The following is a 13,403-nucleotide window of genomic DNA, read 5'->3' on the forward strand; positions in this document are numbered from 1 at the left end:
TCTAGCCGTTCCCGGGTGAGCGGTGGAGGCTGGTGCAGTGTCCACAAGCCAACAGCCCGGTACCCGACAGAGCGCTGGTCCGCGATACTCGACCGGGCGCCTGTGGGCGTAGGGGCCGGCCAGTGGAGGGTGTCATCGCCGCGCGATGTGACCGCTGTGGACGCACCGCCTCCGACGGCGACCGCTTCTGCGGTGGCTGTGGGGCGGAGCTCGGCTCGGTCTGCCCACACTGCCTTCGGCCGCTCGCCACGGACGTGGCCTTCTGCACCGCCTGCGGCGCGCCCCGGCCGGGCAGCGGACGACCGGCGGCCATCGCCCAGGAGGACCGCCGCCGGGTCAGCGTGCTCTTCGTCGACCTGATCGACTTCACCCCGTACGTCGAGCGGGCGGATCCGGAGCTGGTCCGGGGCATGCAGACCGGATTCTTCTCGGCCGCCCGCCGGGTGGTCGGCCAGTACGGCGGGGTGGTGGAGAAGTACATCGGCGACGCGGTGATGGCGCTGTTCGGCGCGCCGGTGGCCACCGAGACCGACGCGCTGCGCTGCGTACGGGCCGGGTTGGAGCTGCAACGGGTGCTTACCCGGTTCACCCCGACCGGCACCGACGGGCTGCGCTTCCGGGTCGGCGTGGCCACCGGCGAGGCCCTCGTCGACGTGGCCGCCGCCCGCGACGGCGGACAGGCGATCGTGGCCGGCGACGTGGTCAACACCGCCTCCCGGTTGCAGTCCGTGGCACCGCCGGGCGGGGTGCTCGTCGACGGCGCCACCCACGCGCTGACCCGGGACACCATCCGCTACGCCGAGCAGCCACCGGTCACCCTGCGCGGCCGGTCCGCGCCGACCGAGGTCTGGCTGGCCCTGGCCGCGGTGCGCCAGCAACCCGCCGACCGGGAGCCGGACGCCACGCCGCTTATCGACCGCGAGCACGAGCTGGGCATGCTTGTCAACGCCCTGCACCGCAGCCTGCGCGACCGACGCCCGCAGGTGGTCACCGTCTTCGGTCGGGCCGGGATCGGCAAGAGCCGGCTGATCCGCGAGTTGCACCGGCACACCGGGCGGCTGGTCGACGAGCCGCTGACCTGGTGCACCGGGCGTTGCCCGCCGTTCGGCGAGAACGTCACGTTCGCCGCGCTGGCCGACATCGTCAAGGCCGAGGCGGGCATCCTGGACACCGATCCGGCCACCAGCGCCGCGCAGCGGCTCAGCACGGCCGTGGCCGAACTGGTCGGTCCCGGCGAGCGGGAGCGGGTGGCCGACGCGCTGCGTCCACTTGTGGGCCTGCCGGGCCCGCCGCTGCCGGCCGAGGAGGCGGAGTCGGCGTGGCGGCGGTTCCTGTTGGCGCTGGCCGCCCGCCGCCCGACCGTGCTGGTCTTCGAGGATCTACACTGGGCCGACGACGCCATGCTGCGCTTCGTGGAGCTGCTCGGCGCGGCGGCCCGGGACGTACCGCTGCTGCTGCTCTGCACCGCACGCCCCGAGTTGATCGAGCGGGATCCGAGCTGGGCCGGCACCATCACCGGCTCGGTGACGATCACCCTGCCACCGCTGCGGGACACCGGCATCGCCGCCCTCTACGCGCACATGTTCGGCCAGGCCGCGTTCTCCGCCGACCTGCTCTCCCCGCTGATCGAGGTGGCCGGGGGCAATCCGCTCTACGCCCACGAGTACGTCCGGATGCTGATCGAGCAGGGCGCGCTGCGCCAGTCCGGCCGGGCCTGGTCGCTGGAGAAGCACCTGGATCTGCCGATGCCGGAGAGCGTGCACGCGGTCATCGCCAACCGGGTCGACCTGCTCGATGCGAAGGACCGGGCGGTGCTGCTGGCCGCGGCGGTGGTGGGGATGCAGTTCTGGCCCGGCGCGGTGGCCGCCGCGGTCGGGCAGCCGGTGGAGTCGGTCGAGCGGGCCCTGCGCCGGCTGGAGCAACGGGACTTCGTCCACGAACAGGGCGCCTCCACGATGGCCGGGCAGCCGGAGTACCGATTCCGGCACGTGCTGGTGCGCGACGTCTGCTATCAGCGGCTACCGCGTACCGAGCGGGTGGCCCGGCACGAGCGGACGGCCGACTGGCTGGACACGCTCTCGCAGAGCCGGGACACCGACCTGGCCGAGGTGCTGGCCCACCACCGCTGGGCGGCGCACGAGATCGCCCGGTCGCTGGGCATGGAGACCACCCACTACGCCGGTCCGGCACGCGCCGCGCTGCACCGGGCGGCCCGCCGGGCGTACGCGCTGCACGGGCTGGACGCCGCCGCCGGGCACGCCGGTCGGGCGCTCGGGCTGGCCGACGACTCCGACCCGGTGGGCCGGCTCCAGTTGGAGCTGCTCAGCACGGAGATCTCGTTCTACCGGGACGGCAACGCGTTCCTCTCCGGCGGCGGGCCGGAGCAGTTGCCGGCCCTGGCCGACCGGCTGCTGGCGTACGGCGACGAGGCGTGCGCCGCGCGGGCCTGGACGCTGCTCGGCCAGGCGGCCTGGCTGCGGGCCGACCGGCAGGCCGCGCTGGCCTGCCTGGACCGCGCCGTGCAGCTGTTCGAGCCGCTGCCGGACAGCGCCCAGAAGGCGGACGCCTACGCCGAGCTGGGCCGGTTGCACATGCTCAACTACGAGCGGGACGAGGCGGTGGCCGCGGCGGACACCGCCGTCGAGATCGCCGAGCGGCTGGGGCTGACCGAGACCGGGACCAACGCCCGGATCACCGCGGCCACCGCCCGCTATCAGGCCGGCGACCGGTCCGGGCTGGACGAGCTGTACAACATCGTCGAGTTCGCCCGGGGCCGGCAGCTGCTCGCCCTGCCCCGGGCCATCCAGAACCTCGCGTACGCGGTCTGCGAGGAGGGCGACTCGCGGCGCTTCGACGCACTGCTGTCGGCCTCCCCGGCCCGGACCGCCAGCGGGCAGTCGCTGACCACCAGCTACTCGGCGGAGGCGGTCCGGTCCTGGTTCGCAGGCGACTTCGGCCGCTTCCTGGCCGCCGCCGAGGCGTTCGTGCACACCCCGACCGGCAGCTGGGACATGCAGGTACGCGGCCTGCGGGCGGTGCTGCTGGTGCTCCGTGGGCAGCCGGTGCCGCCGGCCGACCCGGGGCGCGACGACGTGGCCGACGCGTTGGACACCGCCCGGCGCAGCGGCTTCCACCGGGTGCACTGGACGATGTTGGCGATGGGCGCGCTGTGCCGGGCCCTGCAGGGGCGTACCGACGAGGCCGCCGCCCTGGTCGACGAGTTGGCCGAGGCGTGGACGGCGGTACCGGCGCTGGCCAGCGGCGAGTGGATCGCCGCGGCCAGCTGGGCGGCCACCCTCGCCGGGCGCAAGCCGGCAGCCCGGGTACGCGGCATGCTTGATCGGGTCGGCCACCGCACGCCCTGGTCGGAGGCGGCGCTGCGGATCGTGACCGGCGCGCTGACCGGCGCCGACGGCGATCACCGGCACGCGGCCGAGCTGTTCCTGGCCGCCGCCGAGCTCTACGCCGGAATTCCCGCCCTCAGTGACCGGATGCTGGCGCTGGTCTTCGCGGTCCGGGAGCTGGCCTCGGTCGGTGATCCGTTGCCGGCGGAGGCCGACGCGCTGCTGACCGAGGTACGCGCCTTCGCCCACCGCAACGCCGCGCCCGGCCTGCTCGCCCTGGCCCACCCGCCCGCTGACGAAGCCCGCCCGCTCGCCGGCTGACCACCAACGGCGCGCACGGTCCGCACAAACGGACAAAGAGCCCGGCCCTGACCAGGTGGGGAGGGGTACGCCACCGTACGCCGCGCCACAAGGCACTCCCCGAACCCGCCTCGGACGTGTCACGATTCAGAGCACGGCGTGCGGGGGCGCGCCACAGGGGCTGGACGCGGGGCGCGCGCCGGCGGCGCGATGAGGAGGATGGTCCGGTGTCAGCGGGTGGGGCCCGCCGGGGACGGCGGGACAACGGGCTCGACGCGAGCGAGTACGCCGTCGCCGGCGACGTGGACCCGCGGGTCGGCGAACACCTGCTCGACGTGCTGGCGGCCGGCGGCATCGCCGCCTATCTGCAACCGTCGGCGGACCTGAACCCGGTCACCCGGACCACCACCGTGCCGTCCCGGCCGGTCGACCGGCTCTACGTGGACCGTTCGCATCTGAGCACCGCCCGCGACTACCTCAGTCAGCTCGCCGACGAGACGGGTGCCGGGCGGGCCGGCGAGGAACCGGACATCGACGCCGAGTGGGAACGGATCGTCGCCGGCTTCCACGCCTCGCCCGGCCCGGGCGACCATCCGTGGCCGGCCGCCGAGGACGTGGAGGATCCGGGCGGTCGGGGCGGCACGGCCGCGCCGCCCCGACCCGCGACCGACGAGCCGGCCGGGCCGACCGCGACCGACGTGCGCCGCCTGCCGTACGCCGCCGACATCTCCGGTGTCTCACTGAGCCGGGGTCCCCGCGACGGTGACGGACCGTCGCTGCTGGACGGCCTGGACACCTTCGGCAACAGCCTGCCCGACGATCCCGACGCCGACGAGCGGTACGTCCCACCGCCTCCCCCGCCGCTGCCCCGGGTCTCCAGGTACGCGGTGGCCGGCGTGCTCGCGGTGCTTGTCGGCTTCCTGTTGTTCCTCTTCCCCGGCCTGCTGCCGGCGGATCGGGGCGTGGTGACGCTGCTCGGCTTCGCCGGCATCCTCGCCGGCTTCGTCACGCTGGTCTGGCGGCTGCGCCCCGGCGACGAGGAGCGCGATCCCGACGACGGCGCGGTGGTCTGAGCCCGCGCGCTGGGTAGTCGCCCGGATACCGGGACGGCACCCGTCCACACCGTGAGGCGTAACAGTGGTGTAACTTACTGTCAGTAGGAATACCGCAGTACGTCACATCCCCCCGCCGACTGCCCGGTTGTTCCTTCCTCGTGGCGGTCACACCCCTGCTGATCGGAATGCCCGAGATGCGACAGAGTTCCCTCGTGGTGGTGGCCAACCGCCTGCCCATCGACGACAGCGTGGCGCTCGACGGCGCCTGCGAGTGGCGCCGCAGCCCGGGCGGGCTGGTGAGCGCGCTGCACCCGCTGCTGAGACACACCCCGGCGACCTGGGTCGGCTGGGCCGGCGGGACCGGTCCCGCACCCGCGCTGCCCGACGTGGACGGCGTACGGATGCACAGCGTGCCGTTGACCAGCGACGACCTGCGCGACCACTACGAGGGCTTCGCCAACGCGACGCTCTGGCCGATCTATCACGACGCGGTCGAGCAGCCCGAGCACCACCGGCGCTGGTGGGACGCCTACCAGCGGGTCAACCAGCGGTTCGCCGAGGCGACCGCGGCGGTGGCCGAGCCCGGCGCGGTGGTCTGGGTACAGGACTACCACCTGCAACTGGTGCCGGGCCTGCTCCGCGCCCTCCGCCCCGACCTGCGCATCGGCTTCTTCCTGCACGTGCCGTTCCCGCCGCCGGAGCTCTTCATGCAGCTGCCCCGCCGGGCCGAGCTGCTGCGCGGGATGCTCGGCGCGGACCTGGTCGGCTTCCAGCGGGCCCAGGCCGCGCACAACTTCGCCCAGCTGGCCACGAAGGTGCTCGGGCTGCCGGCCACCGACCGGCGGATCGCCGTCGACGGCCGGATGGTGCGCATCGGCGCGTTCCCGGTCTCCATCGACACGGCGGAGATGTCCGCGTTGGCCGGCCGGACGGAGGTCCTCGACCGGGCCCGCCGGCTGCGCCACGACCTCGGCAGCCCCGACCAGGTGATCCTCAGCGTCGACCGGATGGACTACACCAAGGGCATCGAGCAGCGCCTCAAGGCGTACAGCGAACTGCTCGAAGGCGGGCACGTAAAGGTCCGCGACACGGTGCTGGTGCAGGTGGCGGTGCCCAGCCGGGAGCGGGTCGGCCAGTACCAGATCCTCCGGGACCGGGTCGAGCGGGAGGTCGGGCGGATCAACGGGGAGTTCGGCCGGGTCGGCGAGCCAGCCATCCACTACCTCACCCAGCCCTTCGACCGCGCCGAGTTGGCCGCCCTCTACCGGGTCGCCGACGTGATGGCGGTGACGCCGCTGCGCGACGGGATGAACCTGGTCGCCAAGGAGTACGTCGCCGCCCGGGTGGACGACGCCGGCGCGCTGCTGCTCAGCGAGTTCGCCGGTGCCGCCGCCGAGTTCCCGCAGGCGTACCTGGTCAATCCGCACGACCTGGAGGGGCTCAAGCAGGGGCTGCTCGCCGCGCTGCGCGCCGAACCGACCGACGTGCGGACCCGGATGCGGGCCATGCGCGAGCACCTGCGGGAGCACGACATCCGCGCCTGGGCCCGCTCCTATCTGTCCGCCCTGGACCAGAGCGGCTCGCTGCGCACCCGGTTGACCGGCGGCTGACGACCGGGTGAGCGCGGCTCACCGTGCCGTGCCGTCGTCCGGGTCAGGGCGCTTCGGCCCGGACCGGTTCCTTGACCAGCCAGTCGAGGATGGCGTCGATCGGCTCCTGCCACCGCGCGTCGAGCATCAGGTCGTGCCCCATGCCGGGGAAGAGCAGCGGCGCCGAGCCGTACCGCCGGGCGGCGCGGGTCAGCGCCGCCGACGGCAGCACCCGGTCGTCCGGGCTGCCCAGCACCAGCACCGGTGGCCGGCCCACCGCCGGCTCCGGATCGGCGCCGGTGAGCAGTTGCCACTGGGCCCGCCGGGCGGCCCGGCCGAGCCGGGTGGTGTGTCGCCGCGCGTCGGCGTCGGGCGTCTCGCGGCTGAACAGCTGCCGGCGGCTGAGCCGCAGCCCGCCACCGAACACCGCAGGCAGGGTGCCGAGCGGGTTGCGCCGCAACGCGGCACCGAACGTCGTCCAGCCGCCGAGCACCGGTGCCACCAGCACCGCCGCCCGGGCCGGATAGCGGGCCAGGGCGTGCGCGACCACCAGGGCCCCGGCGCCGTGCCCCACAAGCACCGCCTGGCGCGGCAGGCCCGCCGCCACCTGGACCACGTCGTGGGCGTACGCCCGCAGCGTCGCCTCCGGTGCCGGCTCGCTGCCGCCGTGCCCACGCAGGCTCACCGCGTACGCCGGGAAGCCCCGGGCGGCCGTGTGCCCGAGCCAGTGCTCCGCGTACGCCCAGGCGCCGTGCCCGAAGCCGGGTACGAAGAGCAGCGGCGGCTGGCCCTCGTCCAGCTCGGGCCGGACGCTGAGCACCTCACGCCGGACCGGGCGGACCGGTCGGGCCCACTCCCAGCCCCGCACCACCCGCACCCGCTCACCGTTCACTTGGCGCCCTCCAGGTCGTGCAGCGCACGCTCCAGCGCGCGCAGGTAGTCGGCGTGGCCGACCTCGAACCAGTGCCGGGTCGAGTCCTTGACCGGCCCCGAGTAACGCTCGCCAGCGCCGGAGCGGACCCGGGCGGCGAAGGCGGCGGCCCGCTCCGGTCGGGTGGCGCGCTGCCGCAGCACCCGGGCGAAGAGCACGGTCTGCCAGTGCGCCAGCGCGAACAGGCCCGAGTCGGGCTGGAGCAGACCGGCCACCGCGAGGGTGGGATGGTCCGGCGCGAAGGCGTTCAGCCACAACCGGGGCCGGCCGACCCCCTCGTCGTCGCCGAGGATCTTGGCATCCAGGAACTCGAAGCGCGGCAGGTAGCCGGTGGCGAAGACGACCAGCTCCGGGTCGATCCGCCGGCCGTCGGTCAGCTCCACCGAGTGGGACTCGAACCGGGCCACGTCCGGCACCGGCGTGATCGCGCCGTGCCCGACGTAGTAGACCAGCTGACTGTTGGCGATCGGGTGGGTCTCGTACACCCGGTGGTCGGGCTCGGGCAGGCCGAACCGGGTCAGGTCGCCGACGGTCAGCCGCAGCGTCCGGTGGTAGAGCCACTGCCGCACCCGCAGCGGCACCCGCAGCGCCAGCAGGGTGTCGTTGACCTGGTCGGCCGGACGGCCGAAGACGTACTTCGGGGCGTACCAGTAGCCCCGGCGGGTGGAGTGCCAGCTGCGGGAGGCCTGCTGCGCGGCCTCCACCGCGATGTCGCAGCCGGTGTTGCCGGCACCCACCACCAGCACCCGCTTGCCGCGCAGCTGCGCCGGATCCTTGTAGGACGAGGCGTGCATGACCTCGCCCCGGAACTGCTCCAGCCCCTCGTAGCGGGGCAGCTTCGGCGACCAGTTGTGCCCGTTGGCGATCAGCACGGCGGCGTACCGGGAGGTGCGCTCGGGGCCGTAGCCGCCGGTGCTGCGGGTGGTCACGTCCCAGCGGTCGTCGGCCACCGGCTCCACCCGCACCACCTCGGTGCCGAACCAGATGTGCCGGCGCAGGTCGAAGTGGTCGGCGTAGCGCTCGAAATAGGAGAGCAGCTGGCTGTGGTGTGGATAGTCCGGCCAGTCGTCCGGCATCGGGAAGTCGGGGAACTGGGTGAACGGCCGCGACGAGATCAGGTGGGTGCTCGCGTACACCGGGCTGCGGTCGTGGCGCCAGTTCCAGGCGCCGCCGATGCCGGTCTCCCGCTCGTAGCAGTCGACGCCGAAGCCGTGCTCGACAAGGTTCTTCACCGCGGTCAGGCCACTGGCGCCGGCGCCGATGACACAGACGGTGTCGCCCCGGTCGGAGACCGGGCGGCCGTCGCGGCCGTGGGCGAGCGTGGTCGGCTCCGGATCGGGCTCGGGCCGGCCGGGTTCGGTGGGGGTGGGCACCGGGGATCTCCTTCGTCTCGGCACAAGTGCCGGGTCGGGCGAAATCCTTCCGACAACGGCGCGGGATGTCCAGCCCGGCCGGCGGCGGGTCGTCAGCCGCCGGTGGGCAGCAGCAGGTCGACCAGGACCGGAAAGTGGTCGCTGGCCCGGCGGGTGAGCGGGGTGTCCAGCACGTCGTAGTCGACGACCGTGAGCCGCGGGTCCACGAAGAACGCGTCGATGCGCCGCCGGGGATCGGCACAGGAATAGGTGAGCCGGTCGGCCCGGTCCGCCACCACCGCCGCGTCGGTGAGCCCGCGGGCGACGACGGACCAGGACGGCCCGCCCGGCTCCTCGTTCAGGTCGGCCGCGGCGATCACCGGGTGGTCCGCCGCTTCCAGGTCGCGTTTGAACAGCTCGGCCTGGCCGGGCCGTTCGGTTGGATCGGTGGACAGGTGCGAGCCGGCCACGGTGAACCGGGCTGCGCCGTCCACCAGGCAGTCGGCGTACGCGGCGCCGCGCAGGTGCCGGCCCGGGGTGAGCGGGAAACGCCGGCACCGGCTGCCGGTCACCCGGACCCGCAGGCTGGTCAGCAGCAGGTTGCCCAGGGACGGCAGCCCACCGGCGGCGACCACCAGGCCGAACGAGGCGGCCAGCGCCGCGGACTTCTCCCGCCACCGGAACCGGCGCGGTCCCTCCTGGACGACGAGCACGTCCGGCGAGACCGCGCGGACCGCCTCGGCCAGCGCGGCGGTGTCGTCGCGCTGGCCGTGGATGTTGTAGGAGAGCACCCGCAACGGCACCCCGGGTGGGGTCACCTAGATCCGCCGGGCCAGGTCGGCCGCGCCGATCACCCCGGCGGAGTTGCCCAGCTCGGCCGGGCGGATCTCGGCCACCGGCAGCCGGCTGCGCTGGGCGAGCGCCTCGGTGTACGACCGGCGGGTGGGACCCATAAGCAGTTCCCCGGCGTCGATGACACCACCGCCGACGACCAGGATCTGCGGGTCCAGGATCTGCGCCATGTCCGCCAGGCTGGTGCCGAGCCAGCGCCCGACCTGGGCGAACGCCTCGGCCGAGACCGGGTCGCCGCCCTTGGCCGCCGCGGTCACCATGGGCCCGGTGATCGCCTCGGCGTCGCCCTGGGCCAGCCCCAGCAGCGCGGTCGCCCGGTGCGGTTCCTGCCGGGCGGCGGCGCGGGCGAAGCGGACCAGGGCACTGCCGCTGGCGTACTGCTCGATACAGCCGAGCCGGCCGCAGCCGCACTGGTGGCCGTCCGGCACGGTGAGCATGTGGCCGAGTTCGGCGGCGATGCCGTGGGCACCCCGGACCAGTTCGCCGCCGAGCACGATGCCGCCGCCGACGCCGGTGCCGATGGTGAACATGATCATCGAGTCGTCGGCGTGCCGGGCGGCGCCGTAGCGGAACTCCGCCCACGCCGCCACGTTGCCGTCGTTCTCGACGACGACCGGTAGCCCGACGGCCGCGCTGACGTACGCCCGCAGCGGCTCGTCGCGCCAGGCCAGGTTGGGCGCGAAGAGCACCGTTGAGCGACTGGCGTCGATCCAGCCCGCCGCGCCGATGCCGACCGCCTGGATCTCGTGCCCGGCGGCCAACTCGGTGACCAGGTCGGTGATGACGTCGCGCGTCTTGCCCACGTCATCGGCGGGGGTGTCCCGTCGGGTCTGCACGAGTACCTTGCCGGTGTCGTCGACGACACCGCCGGCCACCTTCGTGCCACCCACGTCGACTCCGATGGTCAGCGTCACCGCTGCCACTCCCCTCTGCTGTGCCACCCCGCGTGCCGACGAAGGCCGGTGCCGCGGGTCGTCCGTGGTCAGGCTCCGTCGCCTGGTGCGCCCTGCTGCCCGGCGGGGACGGGGCTCTCCGGCGACCGGGTCGCGGCGGACCAGACGTCCCGCTCCGGTGCCGGCTGAGAATCATGCCCGGTACGGGTCGCCTCGCGCCACACGTGGTCGGTGTCCGGACCCGCTGCGGCGCCACCCGAGGGCTCGCTTACCGGTTCGGCGGCGGGCTCGGCGGGGGCGAAGGCGCGCAGGAAGCTCGCCAATCCGGCGGCCAGATCGCCCGCACCGGTGGCCAGTCGCTCGGCAAATTCGGGACTCGGGTCACGCAAGGCGGCGATTCCTCGACACACCGGACAGATGCAGCATTCCGCCGTACCGGTGGCGATACCGGCCTCCGTCGCCCCGGCCGGCGGCCCGGCGGTACCGCTGTGACCGAGGACACTGGTCACGATCCCGCCGAGCGGGCCGAGCGGCCCGGCGGTGGGCCCGGCGGCGGCCAGTCGCGCGGTGGCCAGCAGCGTGGCGACGAGCCGCTCCGCTTCTTCCCGGGCGGAGCCCGGATCCGTTGCACCCATGCTGGGCTCCTCTACCGTGGCGCCCGGGTGGCCGGACGCCTCACTGCGCCGCACCGGGTGCTTCTACCCGGCGCTTGAGCTGCTTCAACGCGGCATCCATGATCATTTTTTCGGCCTTGCGCCGGAACATCCCGAGCATTCCGACCGCCAGCTCCACCTCAAGCGTGTAGGTCACGGTGGTGCCGCCGCCGGCGTTGGCCGCCAGGTCGTACGAGCCGCGCTGGGCCTTCTGCATCTTCGAGGGCCCCACCAGGTGCCACTCGATGCGGGTCAGGTCCTCGGCGTAGGAGTACGCGAGCACGTACTCGTCGGCCAGCACGCCGGCGTCCAGGACGAACCGGACCTGGCTGGCATAGCCGTCCTCGTACTCCTCGATCACCTCGGCCGCGCGGACCGCGTCGGTCCACTCGGGGTAGCTCGGGAAGTCACAGATGACCGCCGCGACCCGGTCCGGTGCCGCGTCGATGATGATCGACTGGGTGGAGGAGTCCGCCATGTGGGGGAGGCTACCCGTCCGGTGGGCGCCCGCGCGCCGCGCCGCCTACCTGCGGTGCCGCCTGCCCGGTGGGGCGGGTAGGTTTCGACAGGAGCCGCCCGAGGCGGCCGCGGCCCGGCCAAGTGAGCACGAGGGAGTGCAGGTGCGCGAGTTCTCCGTCCCACCGATCGTCACCGTCGGCGAATCGGCAAACCTCACCGACCCGGTCTGGGAGAACGCCGAGACCGCGCCGGACACCGTGCAGTTCATCCGGCGCGACGCGGCCGGCGGCTGGGTGGACGTGACCTGCCGGCAGTTCCGCGACGAGGTGGAGGCGGTCGCCCGCGGCCTGGTCGCCGCCGGCGTGCAGCCAGGTGACCGGGTCGCGCTGATGAGCCGGACCCGCTATGAGTGGACCCTTGTCGACTACGCCATCTGGGCGGCCGGTGCGGTCACCGTGCCGATCTACGAGACCTCCAGCGCCGAGCAGGCGGCGTGGATCCTGGCCGACTCCGGCGCGGTGGCCGTCGTGGTGGAGAGCACCGCACACGCCACGCTGGTGGCCGGCGTCCGCGACCAGCTGCCCGACCTGGCCAACCTGTGGCAGATCGACCTGGGCGGGGTCGACGAGATCGTGGCCGCCGGCACGGCGGTGGAGCCGGCCGAGATCGCGCGCCGCCGGGCGGGACTGCGCTCGTCGGACCTCGCCACCATCATCTACACCAGCGGCACCACCGGCCGGCCCAAGGGCTGCATGCTGACCCACCGCAACATGTACGCCGACATCGCCAACGCGGTACCGGTGCTGCCCAACCTGTTCGGGCCGAACGCCTCGACCCTGCTCTTCCTGCCGCTGGCGCACGCCTTCGCCCGGCTCATCCAGATCGGCGTGGTGCAGGCCCGGGCCAGCATGGCGCACTGCGCCGACCCCAAGCAGCTACTCACCGAGTTGCAGGAGGTCAAGCCCACCTTCGTGCTCTCGGTGCCGCGGGTCTTCGAGAAGGTCTACAACGGCGCCAAGCAGAAGGCCGAGGCCGCCGGCAAGGGCAAGATCTTCGCCCGGGCCGAGGCGGTCGCCATCGCGTACAGCGAGGCGCTGGAGACCTCTGCCGGGCCGGGCCTGGCCCTGCGCGCCCAGCACGCGCTCTTCGACCGGCTGGTCTACGGCAAGCTGCGGGCCGCGCTCGGCGGGCGGTGCCGCGACGCGATCTCCGGTGGCGCGCCGCTCGGCGCCCGGCTGGGGCATTTCTTCCGCGGTGTCGGGGTGACCGTCTGCGAGGGCTACGGGCTCACCGAGACCTCCCCCGCCGCCTCGGCGAACCTGCCGGAGTTCACCCGGATCGGCACGGTCGGCCGGCCGCTGCCCGGCGTGACCATCCGGATCGCCGACGACGGCGAGGTCCTGATCGCCGGCGACCTGATCTTCAAGGGGTACTGGCGCAACGACGGGGCCACCGCCGAGGCGATCAGCGCCGACGGCTGGTTCCACACCGGTGATCTCGGCTCACTCGACGACGACGGCTACCTGACCATCACCGGGCGGAAGAAGGAGATCATCGTGACGGCCAGCGGCAAGAACGTCGCCCCGGCCGTGCTGGAGGACCAGGTCCGGGCGCACCGGCTGGTCAGCCAGTGCGTCGTGGTCGGCGACCGGCAGCCGTTCATCGCCGCGCTGGTCACCCTCGACGAGGAGGCCCTGCCGGCCTGGCTGGAGTCGGCCGGCCTGCCGGCCGACACCCACGTCGAGACGCTGCGCGAGCACGAGGGGCTGCGGGCGGAGATCCAGAGCGCGGTCGACCGGGCCAACGCGTCGGTCTCCCAGGCCGAGGCGATCAAGGTGTTCCGCATCCTGCCGAGCGACTTCACCGAGGCCACCGGCGAGCTGACCCCGTCGATGAAGGTGAAACGGCAGGTCGTGCACAAGACGTACGCGGCGGAAATCGCCGACATCTACCGCGGCTGACTACCATCCGTCAC

At 73.7% G+C, this 13,403-nt stretch carries 9 protein-coding genes and 1 pseudogene; 4 read left to right on the forward strand and 6 right to left on the reverse strand.

Features of this window, described 5'->3' with window-relative positions; all coding sequences use genetic code 11:
* The first annotated feature begins 122 nt into the window (after nt 1-122).
* The 3 genes from AC507J_RS03250 (at nt 123) to AC507J_RS03260 (ending at nt 6,309) form a co-directional block, all read left to right on the forward strand.
* Entirely contained in the window at nt 123-3,665 is a 3,543-nt protein-coding gene (locus tag AC507J_RS03250; RefSeq protein WP_496287537.1) for an AAA family ATPase, read from the forward strand.
* 206 nt (nt 3,666-3,871) lie between these two features.
* Entirely contained in the window at nt 3,872-4,717 is an 846-nt protein-coding gene (locus AC507J_RS03255; protein WP_496287538.1) for a DUF308 domain-containing protein, read from the forward strand.
* A gap of 176 nt (nt 4,718-4,893) precedes the next feature.
* Nucleotides 4,894-6,309 carry an alpha,alpha-trehalose-phosphate synthase (UDP-forming) gene (locus tag AC507J_RS03260; RefSeq protein WP_496287539.1) on the forward strand — a complete coding sequence of 472 codons (1,416 nt, stop codon included), beginning with the start codon at nt 4,894-4,896 and terminating at the stop codon, nt 6,307-6,309.
* 43 nt (nt 6,310-6,352) lie between these two features.
* On the opposite strand, the gene AC507J_RS03265 is transcribed toward AC507J_RS03260, so the two are convergent.
* The 6 genes and pseudogenes from AC507J_RS03265 to AC507J_RS03290 form a co-directional block, all read right to left on the reverse strand.
* The gene (locus AC507J_RS03265; RefSeq protein ID WP_496287540.1) at nt 6,353-7,180 is read right to left on the reverse strand and encodes an alpha/beta hydrolase; all 828 of its coding nucleotides are present in this window, start codon (nt 7,178-7,180) and stop codon (nt 6,353-6,355) included.
* Nucleotides 7,177-8,592 carry a flavin-containing monooxygenase gene (locus AC507J_RS03270; protein ID WP_496287541.1) on the reverse strand — a complete coding sequence of 472 codons (1,416 nt, stop codon included), beginning with the start codon at nt 8,590-8,592 and terminating at the stop codon, nt 7,177-7,179. Before AC507J_RS03270 ends, AC507J_RS03265 begins: the two co-directional genes overlap by 4 nt.
* A 92-nt stretch (nt 8,593-8,684) precedes the next feature.
* On the reverse strand, nt 8,685-9,389 hold the full coding sequence (locus tag AC507J_RS03275; RefSeq protein WP_496287542.1) for an endonuclease/exonuclease/phosphatase family protein: 705 nt from the start codon (nt 9,387-9,389) through the stop codon (nt 8,685-8,687).
* Nucleotides 9,390-10,337, reverse strand: a complete 948-nt coding sequence (locus tag AC507J_RS03280) for an ROK family glucokinase (RefSeq protein WP_496287543.1) — start codon at nt 10,335-10,337, stop codon at nt 9,390-9,392.
* A 104-nt stretch (nt 10,338-10,441) separates the two neighbouring features.
* Nucleotides 10,442-10,951 (reverse strand): annotated as a pseudogene (locus AC507J_RS03285) (hypothetical protein); the annotation flags it as partial.
* Between the two features lie 40 nt (nt 10,952-10,991).
* Nucleotides 10,992-11,447, reverse strand: a complete 456-nt coding sequence (locus AC507J_RS03290; protein ID WP_496287544.1) for an SRPBCC family protein — start codon at nt 11,445-11,447, stop codon at nt 10,992-10,994.
* Nucleotides 11,448-11,589: 142 nt separating this feature from the next.
* Between AC507J_RS03290 and AC507J_RS03295 the strand changes: the two genes are divergently transcribed.
* Nucleotides 11,590-13,389, forward strand: coding sequence for an AMP-dependent synthetase/ligase (locus tag AC507J_RS03295; protein WP_496287545.1), 1,800 nt, complete (start codon nt 11,590-11,592; stop codon nt 13,387-13,389).
* Nucleotides 13,390-13,403 lie beyond the last annotated feature (14 nt).

Source organism: Micromonospora sp. PRAS1 (genome assembly GCF_059553435.1).